Genomic DNA, 17,277 nt, shown 5'->3' on the forward strand with positions numbered 1-17,277 from the left:
CCCGCGGGCGCAGCGCCCGCCGGCCGGGGCGGCGTCGTGAGCCCGCTGCTGTTCGTCGGTGCCGCGCTCGCCGGAGGGGTGGGCGCCGCGCTGCGCTACCTCGTCGATCTCTGGGTCGCGAGCGTCGTCGGGCGGCGGTTCCCGTGGGGGATCTTCGCCGTGAACCTCAGCGGATCCTTCGCCCTGGGCATCGTCACGACGGCTCTTCCCGATCAGGCGCTCCTGCTCGGCGCCGGGCTGCTCGGCGGCTACACGACCTTCAGCACCGCGATGCTCGACACGGTCGCCCTGTGGCGCGACGGAGAGCGCCCGGCATCCGTCTTCAACGCCATCGGCACCCTGGTTCTCGGTCTCCTCGCTGCGGCTGCCGGCCTGCTGCTCGGCGCGTCCCTCTGATTCGACGGCCCGGGGCCGGGGCCCGGGGCTGGGGCCCAGGGCCGCGGGTGAATGTACAAAAGTACATGTACAATTCGTACAGGAGGTCAGGATGAGCGATGCACACCGCCGCAGGCGCGATCCAGAGGCCCGTCGCAGGGAGATCGTCGCCGCGGCCGCCGAGCTGATCGTCGAGATCGGCGTCGACGCCATCACCCACCGCAAGGTCGCCGCCAGGGCCGGTGTGCCCCTCGGCGCCACGACCCAGTACTTCGCCACCCTCGACGACCTGCGCGAGGCCGCACTGCGCGAGCTCGCCGACGAGGTCGACGCACGCCTCGAGGGCGTCCGCGCGGCGCTCGCGGAGCGCGGCACCAGCCCCGCAGTGCTCGCCACCCTCGTCGCCGAAGGGCTCGACGACGCCAGAGCCGTGCAGGCCGATCGGGCCGTCGTGACCGCGGCCGTGCATGACCCCGGCGTGCGCGAGCTGGCCCGCCATCTGTCCGAGCAGCTTATCCACCTCCTCGAACCGGTCTACGGGCTCGAACGCGCCACCGCCGCGACGATCTTCATCGACGGCGTGATGTGGAGCACCCAGATCAGAGACACCCCCCTCGACCGTCCTTTCATCGAGACCGTTCTCGGGCGGATCCTCGGAGAGCCGGCATCCGACCATCCGCACACGAGTGCGGCATCCGCCTGAACCCGGAGAACCGCCTTGTCGAAACTCGCCGTACTCAGCCTGAAGAACCGCGCTCTCATCGCCCTCATCACGATCGTCGCCGCGGTCTTCGGCGGCCTCGCCCTGACGAACCTGAAGCAGGAGCTCATCCCGACGCTCGAGCTGCCGGCGCTCGTCGTGATGACGACGTATCCCGGCGCCTCGCCCGAGGTCGTCGAGAACGACGTGTCCACGCCGATCGAGCAGGCCGTGCAGGGCGTGCCAGGGCTGGAGTCGACCACCGCCACGAGCACGACCAACGCGTCGATCGTGCAGGCGACGTTCACCTACGGCACCAACCTCGCCACCGCCGAGCAGAAGATGCAGCAGGCGATCAACCGCATCTCGCAGACCCTGCCGGACGACGTGACTCCCCAGGTGCTGTCGGTGTCGATCGACGACTTCCCCGTGATCCAGGTCGCCGTGACCGGCTTCGACGACGCCGAGAACGCCCAGGCCGAGCTCGAGAGCGTCGCGATCCCGAAGCTCGAGGACGTCGACGGCGTCAACGCCGCCGAGATCGTCGGCGGCGTCGGCCAGCGCATCACGATCACCCCGTCTGCGGATGCTCCGACGCAGGCCATCAGCGCGACCCTGCAGCAGAACGGCATCCTCTTCCCCGGCGGCGACATCACCGAGAACGGCCACACGCTCACCGTGCAGACCGGAGCGAAGATCGGCTCGGTCGACGAGATCGCGGCCCTCCCGATCGTCGGCACGCCGCTGACCATCGGCGACGTCGCCACGGTCGTGCAGGAGTCCGACCCCGTCGCGTCGATCTCGCGCGTCGACGGCGAGGACGCGCTGTCGATCTCGATCACGAAGCTGCCGGCGGCGAACACCGTCGAGGTCTCCCGCGCCGTGGTCGCCGCGCTCGACGAGCTCGAAGAGGCCTTCCCCGGTGCGACGTTCACCGTCGTGTTCGACCAGGCGCCCTTCATCGTGCAGTCGATCGAGACCCTCGCCACCGAGGGCGTGCTGGGGCTCGTGATGGCGGTCATCGTCATCCTCGTGTTCCTGCTGTCGATCCGCTCGACGCTGGTGACGGCGATCTCCATCCCCACCAGTGTGCTCATCACGTTCATCGGCTTGCAGGCCTTCGGATACTCGCTGAACATCCTCACCCTCGGCGCGCTGACCATCGCGATCGGCCGCGTCGTCGACGACTCGATCGTGGTGATCGAGAACATCAAGCGCCACTACGTCACCGGCACCGACAAGGGCGACGCCATCCGACTCGCGGTGCGCGAGGTCGCGGCGGCCGTCACGGCGTCGACGATCACGACGGTCGCGGTGTTCCTGCCGATCGTGTTCGTCGGAGACATGGTCGGAGAGCTGTTCCGGCCGTTCGCGATGACGGTCACCATCGCCATGGTCGCCTCCCTCCTCGTGTCGCTGACGATCGTGCCGGTGCTCGCCTGCTGGTTCCTCAGGCCAGGCAAGCCCCTGCTCGACGGGAACGGCGAGCAGATCGATCCAGAGCACCCCGACGCCCCGCCGAGCCGGTTGCAGCGCGCGTACCGTCCGATCCTCGGCTGGACGCTGAAGCACTCGGGCGTCACGGTGATCCTCGCCGTCGTCGTGCTCGGCGCGACGCTCGCCGCCGCTCCGCTGATGAAGCAGAACTTCCTCAGCGACTCCGGGCAGAACACGATGACCATCACACAGGACCTCGGCCCCACCGCGAGCCTCGAGGCCAAGAGCGACGCAGCGCTGTCCGTCGAGGACGCTCTGCTCGACATCGACGGCATCACGCACGTGCAGGCGTCGATCGGATCGAGCGGATCCGCGCTGCGCGACGCCTTCTCGGGCGGCGCCGGTGTGACCTACTCGGTGCTCACCGACGAGGACGCCGACCAGGAGAAGCTGCGTGCCGACGTGCAGGACGCGCTCGACGGGCTCGACGGCGTGGGCGACCTCGCGATCTCGGCGTCGTCTGGCTTCGGTTCGAGCGACATCGAGGTCTCGGTGACGGCGTCGAACTCCGAGGATCTGCAGACGGCGACGGATGCCGTCATCGCCGAGCTCGATGGGCGCAACGGCATCGGCCAGGTCGGCGACAACCTCGCCGCCTCCCTGCCGTACCTCGCCGTGGTCGTCGACCGCGCCGCGGCGGCCGAGCACGGACTGTCGGAGGTCGCGGTCGGATCGATCGTGTCGAACACGATGCGTCCGCAGCAGGCCGGAACCGTCGAGATCGACGACACCGCGCTGACGATCTACATCGCGGCCGCCGAACCGCCCACGACCGCCGAGGCTCTGCGCGAGCTCGCGATCCCGACCGCCGACGGCGTCGTGCAGCTGCAGGACATCGCCGCCGTCGAGCAGCGCAACGGGCCCACCTCGATCACGACGGAGAAGGGCAAGCGCACCGCCACGGTCACCGTGCCGCCGGCATCCGATGATCTGGCCGTCGCGACGGCATCCGTGAGCGCCGCGCTCGCCGCGGTGGACCTGCCCGCCGGCGCCTCGGCCGAGGTCGGCGGCGTCGCGACCCAGCAGGCGGACTCGTTCGCCCAGCTGGGACTGGCGATGCTCGCGGCCATCCTCATCGTCTACGTGGTGATGGTCGCGACCTTCAAGTCGCTGCGTCAGCCGCTGCTGCTGCTCGTCTCGGTGCCGTTCGCGGCGACCGGTGCGATCCTGCTGCAGATCGCCACCGGGGTGCCGCTCGGCGTCGCGTCGCTGATCGGCGTGCTCATGCTCATCGGCATCGTGGTGACGAACGCGATCGTGCTCGTCGACCTCGTCAACCAGTACCGCGAGAAGGGGCTGTCGACGGCGGAGGCGGTGCTCGCAGGAGGCGAGAAGCGTCTGCGGCCGATCCTGATGACGGCGCTGGCGACGATCATGGCGCTCACCCCGATGGCGTTGGGCATCACCGGGCACGGCGGCTTCATCTCGCAGCCGCTGGCGATCGTGGTGATCGGCGGGCTCATTTCGTCGACGGTGCTCACCCTCGTCGTGCTGCCGACGCTGTACAACCTCGTCGAGGGTGCGAAGGAGCGCCGTCGGGCTCGCAAGGACCGGATCGGCGGGCCGGCGGCGGGTGGTCCGGGTGCCGGGGTAGCTGGGGTGCTGGGGGCGCCGGCGGGCGTCGCTGGCCCGGCGGGCGTCGCTGGCCATGCACCGCAGGGCTTGACCCGTCGCGAGCTGCGCGAGCGTGGCGAGCTCTGACGCCGACGGACCGGGCGCTCTGGCGTGCCCGGTCGCTCCGCGCGGGCTGCAGGGAGCTCGGTCGTCCTGGGTGCGGTCCTGAGCGGTTCCGGGTGGTTTCCGGCATCCGTATCCTGGTTCCGGTCGCAATCTGTGTCGCTCTGGCGTCTCGCGTCTTCGTTCCAGTCGCGTTCTGTGCCGCTCCGGCGCCCGGATGGCGGCATGAACTGCGACCGGAACGACGCGGCTGGCCCGGATGGCGGCACAAACTGCGACCGGAGCGGGCACCGTAGACGGTCGGCACGGGTCGCGCTGGCGTCTCGCGCCTTCGTTCCGGTCGCGTTCTGTGCCGTTCTGGCGTCCGCGTGCTTGTTCCGGTCGCGTTCTGTGTCGCTCTGGCGCCCGGATGGCGGCACGAACTGCGACCGGAACGACGCGACCGATCTGGCCGCGGGCACAGAGACCGCGGCCGGAACGACGAAACCCGAACCGACGAGCGACTCAGCTCAGGGCGACGCCCCAGCGCAGCGTCCACCTCTCGCCAGGGGCGAGGCGACGGATGCCGCGACCGCTGTTCAACGCGTCGGCGGGGGCGGTCATCGGTTCGATCGCGACGGCGAGCGACTGACCAGGGTACGCGGCCGTCGTGTACACCTGCACGTAGTCGAAGCCCTCGCCCTGCCAGAGCGTCACCCGGCGTCCGTCGGGCGCGGTCAGCGAGTGACGGACGAGTCCGTCGTCATCGCGGATGAGGTCGGCGAATCCCGTGTCGAGGTCGACGTCGCCGAGGCGGATGCCGGCGCGCAGCGCCTCGTCGGCGGGGCGCGTTCCGGTGGGCAGCATCCGCTCGTCCGTCTCGAACGCGGTCAGCGCGGGGATCCGCAGCACCAGCTCATGCGGATCGACGTCGCCGATCGTGACGAACGGGTGCGTGCCCAGGGCGACCGGCGCCGGTGTCGCGGACCGGTTGGTGAGGGTGTGTTCGACCTCGATGCCGCTCGCCGTCAGCACGTAGGACACCGACGTGTCGACAAGGTAGGGGTAGCCGGTCTGCGGCACGATCGCCGCCCGCAGGGTGGCGGCGGCATCCGTCTGGTCGATCTCGTACGAAGCGAAACGCAGCAGTCCATGGCTCGCGTTGCTCAACTTCGGCTCGGTCACGGCGAGCTGACGCTCGGTGCCGTCGTCGTTCCAGCGACCGTCCCGCACGCGGTTCGGCCATGGCGCGAGCACGACGCCGGAGCACGCAGGCGTCGGCGCATCGAGCGGATACGGCGCAATGACGTCGACGCCGCTCACGCGCAGCGCACGCAACGAGGCTCCGACCTGGGCGATCTGGGCGGTGACGTCGCCGCGTCGAAGGTGGACCTGGGTGCCGGTGGGGGTCGTGGTGCTCACCCCGCAATCGTACGGCGCGCTCGCCGCGCCGGACTCCCCGACAACGGCGCCGGGCGTACTCCCAGGCGCGACCGGTAGACTGGGGCGGTCGGCTTCGGACACCCGCGCAGGGCGCGGACGTTTTTCAGTGTGTGAAGTGTGAGTCCAGGGGCCGATGGTGAGCGTCGCTCGACGCTAATCAACCATCACATGAATGGCCCCGGCCGCTGACAGTCCGGACCCGCGCTCCGTCGCTGGTGCTCGCGCGTGCGCGCGGCGCTGTTCTCGTGCGAGAACTCAGAAGGACACCACCATGCCCAAGAACAAGAAGCCTCGCGGCGGTCGCCCCGCCGCCAACTTCGAGCCGCGCTACGGCGCGAAGAAGACCTCGTTCCACGACCGTCATCGCGCGGCCGGTTCCCGCGACGGAGTCCGCGACGAGCGCGGGGGACGAGCGGATGCCGCCGATCGCCGCGCCGCGTCGGGCGGCTACGACCGTCGCCCCGGCAGCCGGAGCCCCGGGCACCGCGGGTTCCGCCCCGAGGCCGAGGGCGCCGCGCCCAAGCAGCGCTGGAGCGCGCAGGAGCGCGCGGGTCGTGACGAGGCGCGGAGCATCCGCAACCGTGCGGAGTCCGGACGCCGCGAGGCGCCCCACCGCCGCGACGAGCGCGGCGGGGAGCGCTTCGAGCGCAACGACCGTCCGCGTTTCGAGCGCAATGATCGTCCGCGTTTCGAGCGCGACGACCGTCCGCGTTTCGAGCGCGACGACCGTCCGCGTTTCGAGCGCGATGAGCGCGCAGGCGGTCGCCGGTTCGATGAACGCGGCGGCGATTCCCGGTATGCCCGGGATGAGCGTGCGGGCGTGGCGCCGCGGGATGGCCGTCGCGGTGAGCGCTTCGACCGCGACGATCGTCCGCGTTTCGAGCGCGATGACCGTCCGCGTCGGGATGACCGTGGTTTCGGCGACCGTGCGAGCCGTGCTGGTGACCGTGACCGTGACCGTGACCGTACGGCATCCGATCGTCCGCGTTTCAACCGCGACGACCGTTCGCGTCGGGATGACCGCTTCGGCGACCGGCAGGATCGTAGCGGCCGTGACCGTGCGGCATCCGATCGTCCGCGTTTCGAGCGCGACGACCGTTCGCGTCGGGATGACCGCTTCGGCGGACGACCCGAGCGCGCCAGCCGCGCCGACTGGACCGGATCTGCGAACAAGGCCACGGGGTTCGAGCCGACCGAGGACGTCGTGCACGAGCGGCTCGAGGCCAAGGCCGTGCAGGCCGTCGAGGTCGAGGGCGTGACGTTCGCCGACCTCGGCCTGGGTTCCAACATCACCGAGACGCTTCGGAACATGGGCGCCGAGACGCCGTTCCCGATCCAGGCGGCCAGCATCCCTGCCGTGCTCGAGGGGCGCGACGTGCTCGCCCGCGGACGCACCGGCTCAGGCAAGACCATCGCCTTCGGCGCCCCGCTCGTGGAGAGCGTGCTGAAGTCGCAGGCCGGCAAGCGCCGCGAGTTCGGCCGCTCTCCGCGCGCGATCATCCTCGCCCCGACCCGCGAGCTCGCCCTGCAGATCGACCGGACGATCCAGCCGATCGCCCGGAGCGTCGGGCTCTTCACCACGCAGATCTACGGCGGCGTCCCGCAGGGCCGGCAGGTCGGTGCGCTGAAGAAGGGCGTCGACATCGTCATCGGCACCCCCGGTCGCATCGAGGACCTCGTCAACCAGGGCAAGCTCGACCTCTCCGACTGTCGCATCGCGGTGCTCGACGAGGCCGACCACATGTGCGAGCTGGGCTTCGTGGAGCCGGTGCAGCGGATCCTGCGCCACACGGTCGACGGCAGCCAGAAGCTGCTCTTCTCGGCGACGCTCGACCGCGAAGTCGCCGCTCTCGTCGATGAGTTCCTCGTCGACCCCGCCGTCTACGAGGTCGCCGGAGAGGATCAGGAGTCGAGCACGATCGAGCACCGCGTGCTCGTGATCGAGCATCGCGACAAGGCCGATATCCTCACCTCGCTCGTCGACCGCGATGGCAAGACCCTCGTGTTCGCCCGCACCCGCGCCTACGCGGAGATGCTCGCAGAGCAGTTCGCGGATGCCGGTGTCCCGGCGGTCTCGCTCCACGGTGACCTCAACCAGGCCAAGCGCACCCGCAACCTCGAGCGCCTCACCTCTGGTCGCGTGAACGTGCTCGTCGCCACGGATGTCGCCGCTCGCGGCATCCACGTCGACGACATCGATCTGGTGATCCAGGCCGATGCTCCTGACGAGTACAAGACGTATCTGCACCGCGCCGGTCGTACCGGCAGGGCCGGTCGCAGTGGGCGGGTCGTCACCCTGATCACGCGTCAGCGTCAGCGCCGGATGGGCGAACTGCTCGACCGCGCCGAGATCGATGCGCCGTTCGAGAGCGCTCGCCTCGACGACGACCTGATCGAGGAGATCGCCGGCCGGATGCCGTCTGCCGCCGACCTCACCGCCTGAGCCCGGGCGCTGGGTCGGTCTTGTCCCGTCCCGTCCGTAGGCTCAGAATCCGTCTGCATGCCCAGAACCCGACGTTCGGCATGCAGACGGAATCTCAGCCGACATACGGGACGGCGACGCCGGGACGGCGACGACTTCCGTGGGCAAGAGCCCGGTGAGAGACGTCAGCCGAGCTCGTGCTCGTGCACTCCGGTCGTGAGCGTCGTGCCGTTCAGGTCGAAGTAGAGCATGCCCTCAGTGACCGTCATCGTGACGGTGTTGCGGCGGTCGAGGAGGGGCACGGCCGAGTCGATGAACCCGGCATCGAAGCTGTACACCCGGATCTCGGATGCGCGGTGGATGCGCTTGTCGGCCCACGGGGCCATGACCTTGGCGGGGTCGCGGTGCGTGTAGACGACGGTGCGCTCGGCGAGGCGGGTCGCGTGATGCAGGCGCTCGGCGTCGGGCGCGCCGATCTCGATCCACGCCGTGATGAGTCCTGTGAGGTCGCGCACGAGCACGGCAGGCTCATCCGACTGCGAGACGGTGCCGCCGAAGGCGATGCCCTCTGCGTACTCCAGGCCGTATGCGATGACGCGGGTGAGCATGTAGGCCTCGGTCTCGGACGGATGCCGGGCGGCGCGCAGGGAGTAGTCCTCGTATACCCCGCGATCGGTGTCGGCGAGTTGCACGTCGAACGTGTACATGGTCGATCCGATAGCCATGGCTGCAAGCCTATGGTGGATTCAGAACAGCATCGGCTGCGCCGGAGCGGATGCTGTCGCCGGAGCTTCGGGCGTCGGCATCCGTCTCATGCCCCGCACGCTGGCGCGGAAGGAATCCTCCTCATCGCGCCCGTCGAGCCCGTGCTTGCGGATCAGAGGCCTGATGCGCTTCGCGAGCCACTGCCGGTAAGGCTTCGGAGCCTCGGCCGACACGCCCGGATACAGTCCTCGGTACGACGACAGCAGATCGGGACGGAAATCGCCGAGCCACTGCATGAACCACCGCTTCACGCCTGGCCGGAGATGCAGAGCTCCATAGACGACCCGCACCGCCCCCGCCGCCTTGATGCGCTCGAGCGCTTGGGTGATCGCGTCGATCGAGTCGGTCAGGTGCGGCAGGATCGGCATCAGGAAGACCGTCACCCCGAAGTCGGCATCCGTCAGCGCCCGCACGGTGTCGAGGCGGGCCTGCGTCGTCGGCGCCCCCGGTTCGATCGCCTTCTGCAGTTCGTCGTCGTACATCGCGATCGACATCTGGATGTCGACGGGCACGCGCTGTGCGGCCCTGACCAGCAGCGGGATGTCACGGCGGATCAGCGTGCCCTTCGTGAGGATCGACATCGGCGTGCCGGATGCTGCGAGCGCCTCGATGATGCCGGGCATGAGCTTGTAGCGGCCCTCGGCGCGCTGGTACGGATCGGTGTTCGTTCCGAGGGCGACGAGCTCGTGCTCCCAACTGCCCCGCCGCAGTTCGCGCTGCAGGGTCTCGACCACGTTGACCTTCACGACGATCTGCGAGTCGAAGTCGGCTCCGCCGTCGAGGTCGAGGTACTCATGCGTTCTGCGGGCATAGCAGTACACGCACGCATGACTGCACCCGCGGTACGGGTTGATGGTCCACGTGAACGGCATGCGGGATACGCCAGGGACCTTGTTCAGAGCGGACTTCGCCAGCACCTCGTGAAAGGTCATGCCCGCGAACTCGGGCGTGGTCACCGAACGCACCATGCCCGAACGGTCTTCGAGACCGGGGAGCGCCGAAGCATCCGTATCTCCGACTATCTGTCCTTGCCAACGCATGCTATATTCGAACATAAGAACGAGTTCATGTCAAGGGTGCCGCCAGGTGGGGTGCGACAGAATGGAGGTATGCAATCCTCGCGGCAGCCCCAGCACGCGCCGCCGCGATCCCCGATCCGCGGGCCGGCGCTGCCGATCGGCGTCGCGGTGACGGCCATCGGCGTGCTGCTGTCGATCGTGCCGGCATCCGCGACCGATGCGCGGGTCGAGAGCGCGATGCCCGAGCCGGGCAGGGTCCTGTCCGTGCCCGGGATCGAGTTCGATGCGATCCCGGTGGTCGATCCGTGCTCCGAGCAGCCGGTCATCGACGCCATCGCCGCGGGCGACGACGCGGCGACGGTCGCGGCGTTCGGAGGGGGCGAGAGCTTCCGCCAGGCGGTCATCGCAGGCAATGCCCCTTGCATCGCCCTCGACGATCCGTCTCGTGTGTGGGTCGTGGTGAACAAGACGCGTCCGCTCGATCCGATCGACTTCGCTCCGGCATCGCTCACGCCCGCGCCGCTGCAGACGACGACGCAATCGGGGCAGGTGCGCACCGACGTCGCCGCCGCCGTCGGCGAGATGGCCGAGGCTGCTGCGGACGCCGGGGTCGGGCAGATCGGCGTGAACAACGGATACCGCTCGTACGACCTGCAGGTGCGCACCTATGCGACGCACGTGCGCAACAAGGGGCAGGCGGGAGCGGATGCCGCCTCGGCGCGCGCCGGGCACAGCGAGCACCAGACGGGCCTCGCCCTCGATCTCGTGGCGTGCGCACCCTGCGGCGCCATCGAGTCGTTCGGCGCCACCCCCCAGGGCGCGTGGGTGGCCGAGCACGCCTGGGAGTATGGATTCATCGTGCGCTACGAGTCGGGGGAGACGGCGATCAGCGGCTACATGCCCGAGCCCTGGCATGTCCGCTACATCGGCCGTGAGCTCGCGGCGGCCTATCACTCCGGCGGATTCCACACGCTCGAGGAGTTCTTCGGGCTGCCGGCGGCACCCGACTATCCGCACTGAGCGAGGGGTGCGGCATCCGTTGGTCCGCGCCACCTCCGCGTGCGGCACTGAGTCTCATAAACTATGGTACCCATTCCCAAATGTCGCCGTTCCGACATACAATCGCTGAAGCAACGACGCACGAGACGTTCAGGAGGACGCCATGGAACGCGACATCTACGACGAAGATCACGAGGCCTTCCGGGATCTCGTCAAGGATTTCGTCAAGCGCCACGCCACCAACGAGCAGATCGAGAAGTGGAATACCGCCGGCGAGATCGACCGCGAGACCATGCTGGCCGCCGGAGAGGCCGGCCTGATCGGGCTATCAGTGCCTGAAGAGTTCGGCGGTGCCGGGATGCTGCAGGACTACCGCTTCCGCACCATCGTGATGGAGGAGGTCATCGGCGTCGGTGCCGGCTCGCTCGCCGGCGCCTTCGGCATCCAGGACGACCTCGCAGTGCCCTACCTCGTGCACATGGGCACCCAGCAGCAGAAGGAGAAGTGGCTGCCCCGCATGGCCACAGGTGAAGTGCTCGGCGCTCTCGCCATGACCGACCCTGGCGCGGGATCTGACCTGCGCGGGATCAAGACGAACGCGAAGAAGGTCGACGGGGGCTACATCCTCAACGGCGCGAAGACCTTCATATCCTCGGGTTCGACGGCCGACGTCGTGGTGACCTTCGTCAAGACGGGCGAGGGCAATCGCCCTGACGCGTTCAGCCTCGTGCTCGTCGAGAAGGGGATGGAGGGCTTCGACCAGGGCAAGAAGCTCAACAAGATGGGCTTCCACGGGTGGGACACCGCCGAGCTCAGCTTCACCGACGTGTTCATCCCCGAGGAGAACCTCATCAGCGGCAAGGAGGGTCAGGGGTTCATCCAGCTCATGATGAATCTGCCTCTCGAGCGCCTCTCGATCGGCGTCGCGGCTGCGGCCGCAGCCGAGGCGGCGACGAAGTGGACCATCGCCTACACGAAGGACCGCGAGGCGTTCGGTGAGCGCATCGCGGACTTCCAGAACACCCGGTTCCGTCTCGCAGACATGGTGACAACGACCGAGGTGATGTGGGCGTATATCGATCGTGCCCTGCTGGCTTATAAGGACAGCAAGCTGACGGCTGAGGACGCCGCGAAGGTCAAGTTCTGGGCGACCGAGCGCGAGTGGGAGGTGCTCGACATGGGCGTGCAGCTGCACGGCGGCTACGGCTACATCATGGAGTATCCGATCGCCCGGGCCTTCACCGACGCCCGCGTGCACCGCATCTACGGAGGCACGAACGAGATCATGCGCGACCTCGTCGGTCGCCAGATCGCCGGCAAGCGCTGACACCCGCTTCATGGAGGGGCCTCGGATGCCGCGCCGCGGCGTGTCGTGCCCGGGCTCCGATGCTCTGCCGCTGCGCGAGGGCCGGTAGCAGATCCATTGCTACCGGAGCAGCATGACCGCGTGAGCACGAAAGTCAGCCTCAGCCTCAGCGAGAGCGACCTCGTCTTCCTCGACTCCGAGGCGGGCAGCGGCCGCTATGCCTCTCGGTCGGCCGTGGCGCAGGACGCCGTGCGGCTGCTTCGAGAGAGCCATCTCGCGGATGCCTACGCCGAGGCGTACGCGGAAGGATACGACGCGGATTGGGATCTGGCGGACGCCGACGGGTTCGCGTCGGCGTGAGCGAAGCATCCGCTCCTCTGCTGCGCCGAGGGCAGATCGTCCTCGTGTCGCTCGACCCTGCGGTCGGCTCGGAGGCGCGCAAGACTAGACGTGCCGTCGTGGTGAGCAACAACACGGCGAACGCGGTGGCAAGTCGCACGGCTTCGGCGACCGTCACCGTGGTGCCGCTGACGTCGAACACGGCGAGGGTCCTGCCGTTCCAGGTGCTGCTGCCGGCCGGAGCGACGGGGTTGGACCGTGAGTCGAAGGCGCAGGCCGAGCAGGTGCGCACCGTCTCCGTGGCGCGCATCATGCGGCCCGTCGGTTGGGTTCCCGCCGAGCTCATGGGCGCCGTCGACGAGGCGCTGCGCATCCATCTGTCGCTCTGAAGCCGTCCGGGCCTTCGGATGCCGGATGCCGGAGCCCCGGCACCTCAGGCGGTGACGCGCCGCCCCACCCCGGCGGTGCGCAGCCGGTCGGCGATCAGGACGCCGAGCCCCGCACCGGCGAGGCAGCTGAGCATCGTGATCGCGAAGAACGTGATCTGCAGTCCGAGGGGCAGGGTACCGAGGTTGAACGAGTACCACGCCGCGATCGGATAGATGATCGCGCAGACCGCCGCGCCGGCGTAGTGCTGCCAGGTGCTCCAGCGCCGCCACAGCACCAAGAGGAACGGCAGCTCGGCGAAGAACGCCCACCACAGCGTGGTCAGCACCATCCCGAATCCGGTGCTCGAGAAGGGCGATGCGACGAGGCCCGAGATCAGCCCGACCAGCATGGCGGCACCAGGGCGCTGCAGCAGCCGCGCCGCGATCACACCCGGGACCAGCCAGAGCCCCGCCGGCGCGACGGAGATGAACGGGACGGTCGCGAACAGGAAGTTCGACAGCCATCCGGCCGGCGCCAGCACGATCCCGCCGGCCACCCCGATCGCGGCGCAGGTGAGCAGCATCGTGGTCGGGAAGCGGCGCTTCACCGGCGCGCTCGATCCGGCCGGCGCGCTCGATCCGTCCGGCTCGCCCGGCGCACCCGACCCGCTCGGCTCGCCCGACCCACCCGACCCGTTCATGCCAGCGGCTCCGACGCCGCCTCGCGGGCCGCCTTCGAGGCCGGGGACGCCGCGCCGATCTTCCAATAGCCGGTGAAGCTCACCAGGTTCTTGTCCACCCCGCGCTCGCCGACCAGCAGCCGGCGCCCGCCGGATGCGAGCCCCTGCTCGCCGGCGATGTAGGCGTGGAAGGGCTGCGCCGGCAGCTCGAGGGCGCGCAAGGCATCCAGAGCAGGGACGCCGGGAATGTCGGTGTGCGAGCGGACCACCCACCGCGCCGCGATGCCGGGCGGATGCGGGAAGGCCAGGGCGTCGGCATCCGATGGCACCTCGACGATCGCGACCCCCGTGGCCGTGCCCGGCAGTGACGCGCAGATCGACGCGATCGCCGGCAGCGCCGTCTCGTCGCCGACCAGCACGACCCGGTCGGTGCCGCGCTCTGGGTTGAAGTTCAACCCCTCGTCGATGATCAGCACGTTCTCGCCCGGCGCGCACAGCTCGGCCCAGCGCGAGGCCGGCCCTGACGTGCCATCGGCGGCCGATCCGTGCAGCACGAAGTCGACGTCGATCTCGGCGCCGCGCTCGCCATCGGCCGGTCGGTGCGCGCGCACCGAGTAGTTGCGCATCACCGGCCGCTCGCCGTCCGGGATGCGCAGGAACTTCAGATACCCGAGGGCCTTGTTCGCCTTCGGCGGCACGCGCTCGAGGGCCTCCTCGCCGCCGAGCGGCAGGAATAGACGGAACCACTGGTCGAAGCCCATCGGCGTGAACCTCTCGACGTCGCCGCCGCCGAGGGTCACGCGCACCCAGTGCGGCGAGAGCCGCTCGGTGCGCTGCACGGTGAGCTGGATGAGCTCGGCGGATGCCGGCTTGACGATCTTTCCGGATGCCACGATGTCTCCTCTCAGGAGAGCTGCCAGGGGAAGGTGAGAGCGAGGATCGCGGCGGAGACCGCGAGGAACAGCACGATGAAGCCGGTGTCGCGGATGCGGAATGGCACCGGATGCCGCTCGGTGCGGGTCGGGAAGGCGCCGAAGGCGCGCGAGTCCATCGACAGCGCGACGCGCTCGGCATGCCGGATCGCCCCGGCCAGCAGCGGCACGATGTAGCCCCAACCGCGGGCGATCCGCGCGAACGGCAAGCTGCCGCCGTGGTGCCCTCGTACCCGATGCGCGGCGCGGATCACCGCCAGTTCGTGACCGAAGCGCGGCACGAACCGGTAGGCGGCCAGAGCGGTGTAGCCGATCCGGTAGGGCACGCGCAGCTGCTGGATGCCGGCGCGCACCAGGTCGGGCCCGGTGGTCGTGATGCCGCCGATCAGCGCGAGGGCGAGGATCGCGCCCAACCGCAGCCCGGTCGCGAGCCCGATCGTCAGCGCCCCCGTGCGCAGCTGCCAATCGCCGATCCGCAGCACGACGGCGGTGCCCTCGGTGAGGGCCGGGTCGACCCACAGCGAGAAGCTGGCGGCGAGCAGCAGGATGCCGATCGGCATCCCGACCAGCAGCAGCGCCAGGATGCCGCGGGTCAGCCGGGCACCGGTGAACAGCAGCAGGTACGAGAGCACCAGGAAGGCGGCGGGGGTGACGAGGTCGCGGGCGAAGACCAGCGTCAGCATCGCCGGCAGCACCGGGAACACCTTCGCCAGCGGGTTCAGATGGTGCAGCCAGTGCCGGTCCGGGACGCGGACCGCGGCGTAAGGGTCGGCGATCGCGGTCACGGAGTCGCTCCGCTCGGTCCGGCGGGCAGCATCCGCAGCAGCGGCGGGAGTCGCAGTCCGGCCGACTCGAACACCGACGGATCGGCCAGCAGCCCGGCGGTGGGCCCCGCGGCGTGCACCCGCCCGTCGCGCAGGATCACGGTGTGGGTGGCGTAGTCGGCGACCAGCTGGAGGTCGTGCGTGACGATCACGACGGTGGTCCCCTCGTTCCGCAGGCCGCTGAGCAGGTCAAGCAGTTCGGCCGCGCGGGCCCGGTCCTGCCCGAAAGTGGGCTCGTCGAGGGCCAGTACCCGCGGCCGCGTGACGATCGCCGTGCCGACCGACAGGCGGCGCTTCTCGCCGCCGGAGAGCAGGAACGGATGCGTGTCGGCCTTGTGCGTCAGCCCGAAGCGGCCGAGCACGTCGTCGACCCGCGCGTCGATCTCGTGCGGGTCGAGGCGCTGCAGGCGCAGGCCGTGGGACAGCTCGTCGCGGACGGTGTGCGCGATGAACTGGTGCTCGGGATTCTGGAACACGAAGCCGATGTGCGCGGAGAGTCGGCGGGGGGACGCCGTGCCGGCATCCAGGTCCTCGATCCGCACGGTCCTCTTCGGCGGTGCGACGACGCCGGCGAGCGCCTGGACGAGCGTCGTCTTGCCGGCGCCGTTCGCTCCGACGATCGCCGTGAAGGACTCCGCCTCGATGTCCAGGTCGATCCCGTGCAGGATCTCGGCTCGCTGCTTCGTGACGGTCAGGCTCCGGATGCTGACCGCGGGGGCTTCCGCAGCGCGTTCCGTCTCGCCTTCGGCTCGCGGGGCGACCGCTGGTTCCTCTCCGGCGCTCCCGCGGGCGGATGGCTCCTCCCCGGTCGCCCCGCGAGCGGAGCGAGACGAAACGCCCGCCAGCGCATCCACCAGCTCCTCCGGTGTGAGCGGCAGCGGGTCGAGCATGACACCGGAATCCCGCATCCGCCGGGCGGCGAGCAGGCTCGACGGCAGCCACACGCCCATCTCGATCAGCTCGTCGGCGTGCGTGCGCAGCACCTCGGCGACCGGGCCGTCGAAGGCGAGCCGGCCGTCGCGGTCGAGCACCAGCACGCGCGTGGCGAAGCGCATGGCGGCATCCAGGTTGTGCTCGACCAGCACGATGGCTCGTCCGGCATCCGACACCAGCGCGCGCAGGGCGTCGTAGACGTCATCGATGCCCTGCGGGTCGAGGTTCGCGGTCGGCTCGTCGAGCACGATCATCCGCGGCTGCATGGCCAGCGCGCACGCGATGGCGAGCCGCTGCCGTCCGCCTCCGGACAGCCGGTCGGGGTTCTCGGTGCGCCTCTCCCACAGCCCGACCGTGCGCAGGGCCTGCTCGCTGCGCTCCAGGATCTCCGCCACCGGCAGCAGGAGGTTCTCCAGGGCGAAGGCGACCTCGTCGAGCACCGTGCCGGTGACGAGCTGCGCATCCGGATCCTGGAACACCATCGCGATGTCGCAGGACAGCCGGGCTACCGCGGTGTCGGCCGTGCCGTGCCCGGCGACCTCGACGGTTCCCGTCATCGTCGCCGGCACCGACTGCGGGATCAGACCGTTCAGGGCGAGGGTCAGCGTCGACTTGCCCGACCCGCTCGGACCGAGCAGCAGCACGACCTCCCCGGCGTCCACGTCGAAGGAGACGCCATGCGGGGAGGGGTGCTCGGCGCCGGCGTGGGAGAGGGTGAGGTCACGCACACGGAGCAGGGGCGCGGATGAGGGCACGGGAACCTCGGATAGCCGGACGGGAACCCATCCAATTTAGCCCCGCCTTACCTGGGTCGCCACTCGGTCCGGGTGGTGGATGCTTCCCTGATCGGCGGGCATCCGTTCGGGTCGCAGCCGACGCCGGTATCCGGCCGGCGGAGCGGCAGGAACTGCGACCCGAATGCCCGGCGACGCCTGGCGGGGCAATGTTCGCGGGGCGACGCTCAGCGCGGGGCGGTCAGCGGGGGCGCCGCTCGGGGGGCCCCGCTCAGCGCGGGGCGA

The 17,277-nt window shown here is 69.9% G+C and carries 15 protein-coding genes; 8 read left to right on the top strand and 7 right to left on the bottom strand.

Annotated elements, in window-relative coordinates; translation table 11 throughout:
• The 3 genes from QM568_RS07190 to QM568_RS07200 form a co-directional block, all read left to right on the top strand.
• Positions 1-396 (top strand): fluoride efflux transporter FluC (locus QM568_RS07190; protein ID WP_415137277.1); only part of this gene is annotated, 396 nt, incomplete at its 5' end.
• A gap of 91 nt (positions 397-487) precedes the next feature.
• The gene (locus QM568_RS07195) at positions 488-1,078 is read left to right on the top strand and encodes a TetR/AcrR family transcriptional regulator (RefSeq protein ID WP_415137279.1); all 591 of its coding nucleotides are present in this window, start codon (positions 488-490) and stop codon (positions 1,076-1,078) included.
• A gap of 15 nt (positions 1,079-1,093) precedes the next feature.
• On the top strand, positions 1,094-4,273 hold the full coding sequence (locus QM568_RS07200) for an efflux RND transporter permease subunit (protein ID WP_415137281.1): 3,180 nt from the start codon (positions 1,094-1,096) through the stop codon (positions 4,271-4,273).
• Positions 4,274-4,753: 480 nt separating this feature from the next.
• On the opposite strand, the gene QM568_RS07205 is transcribed toward QM568_RS07200, so the two are convergent.
• Positions 4,754-5,650 carry an aldose 1-epimerase family protein gene (locus QM568_RS07205; protein ID WP_415137283.1) on the bottom strand — a complete coding sequence of 299 codons (897 nt, stop codon included), beginning with the start codon at positions 5,648-5,650 and terminating at the stop codon, positions 4,754-4,756.
• A gap of 292 nt (positions 5,651-5,942) precedes the next feature.
• Between QM568_RS07205 and QM568_RS07210 the strand changes: the two genes are divergently transcribed.
• Positions 5,943-8,114: a DEAD/DEAH box helicase gene (locus tag QM568_RS07210; RefSeq protein WP_415137285.1), complete on the top strand. Its 2,172-nt coding sequence runs from the start codon at positions 5,943-5,945 to the stop codon at positions 8,112-8,114.
• A gap of 164 nt (positions 8,115-8,278) precedes the next feature.
• Here the strand turns inward: QM568_RS07210 and QM568_RS07215 are convergent, their stop codons facing one another.
• On the bottom strand, positions 8,279-8,818 hold the full coding sequence (locus QM568_RS07215) for a YaeQ family protein (RefSeq protein ID WP_415137287.1): 540 nt from the start codon (positions 8,816-8,818) through the stop codon (positions 8,279-8,281).
• Positions 8,819-8,839: 21 nt separating this feature from the next.
• The gene (locus tag QM568_RS07220) at positions 8,840-9,898 is read right to left on the bottom strand and encodes an Rv2578c family radical SAM protein (RefSeq protein ID WP_415137289.1); all 1,059 of its coding nucleotides are present in this window, start codon (positions 9,896-9,898) and stop codon (positions 8,840-8,842) included.
• A 69-nt stretch (positions 9,899-9,967) separates the two neighbouring features.
• Here QM568_RS07220 and QM568_RS07225 point away from each other — a divergent pair, with 69 nt between their 5' ends.
• The 4 genes from QM568_RS07225 (at position 9,968) to QM568_RS07240 (ending at position 12,910) form a co-directional block, all read left to right on the top strand.
• The gene (locus QM568_RS07225) at positions 9,968-10,897 is read left to right on the top strand and encodes a M15 family metallopeptidase (protein ID WP_415137291.1); all 930 of its coding nucleotides are present in this window, start codon (positions 9,968-9,970) and stop codon (positions 10,895-10,897) included.
• A 142-nt stretch (positions 10,898-11,039) separates the two neighbouring features.
• Positions 11,040-12,203 carry an acyl-CoA dehydrogenase family protein gene (locus QM568_RS07230; protein ID WP_415137293.1) on the top strand — a complete coding sequence of 388 codons (1,164 nt, stop codon included), beginning with the start codon at positions 11,040-11,042 and terminating at the stop codon, positions 12,201-12,203.
• Between the two features lie 120 nt (positions 12,204-12,323).
• A complete protein-coding gene (locus tag QM568_RS07235) occupies positions 12,324-12,542 on the top strand; it encodes a ribbon-helix-helix domain-containing protein (protein WP_415137295.1) in 219 nt (72 codons plus the stop codon).
• Positions 12,539-12,910: a type II toxin-antitoxin system PemK/MazF family toxin gene (locus QM568_RS07240; RefSeq protein ID WP_415137297.1), complete on the top strand. Its 372-nt coding sequence runs from the start codon at positions 12,539-12,541 to the stop codon at positions 12,908-12,910. Before QM568_RS07235 ends, QM568_RS07240 begins: the two co-directional genes overlap by 4 nt.
• Positions 12,911-12,954: 44 nt before the next feature.
• On the opposite strand, the gene QM568_RS07245 is transcribed toward QM568_RS07240, so the two are convergent.
• Genes QM568_RS07245 through QM568_RS07260 form a run of 4 tightly spaced genes read right to left on the bottom strand, consistent with a single transcriptional unit; the run spans position 12,955 to position 17,013 of the window.
• Positions 12,955-13,590 carry an ECF transporter S component gene (locus QM568_RS07245; RefSeq protein ID WP_415137299.1) on the bottom strand — a complete coding sequence of 212 codons (636 nt, stop codon included), beginning with the start codon at positions 13,588-13,590 and terminating at the stop codon, positions 12,955-12,957.
• Positions 13,587-14,462, bottom strand: a complete 876-nt coding sequence (locus QM568_RS07250; RefSeq protein WP_415137301.1) for a siderophore-interacting protein — start codon at positions 14,460-14,462, stop codon at positions 13,587-13,589. Before QM568_RS07250 ends, QM568_RS07245 begins: the two co-directional genes overlap by 4 nt.
• An 11-nt stretch (positions 14,463-14,473) precedes the next feature.
• Positions 14,474-15,286, bottom strand: coding sequence for an energy-coupling factor transporter transmembrane component T family protein (locus tag QM568_RS07255; RefSeq protein WP_415137303.1), 813 nt, complete (start codon positions 15,284-15,286; stop codon positions 14,474-14,476).
• Entirely contained in the window at positions 15,283-17,013 is a 1,731-nt protein-coding gene (locus QM568_RS07260) for an ABC transporter ATP-binding protein (RefSeq protein WP_415137305.1), read from the bottom strand. Before QM568_RS07260 ends, QM568_RS07255 begins: the two co-directional genes overlap by 4 nt.
• Between the last annotated feature and the right edge of the window lie 264 nt (positions 17,014-17,277).

This window comes from Microbacterium sp., from assembly GCF_047607465.1.
GTDB lineage: Bacteria > Actinomycetota > Actinomycetes > Actinomycetales > Microbacteriaceae > Microbacterium.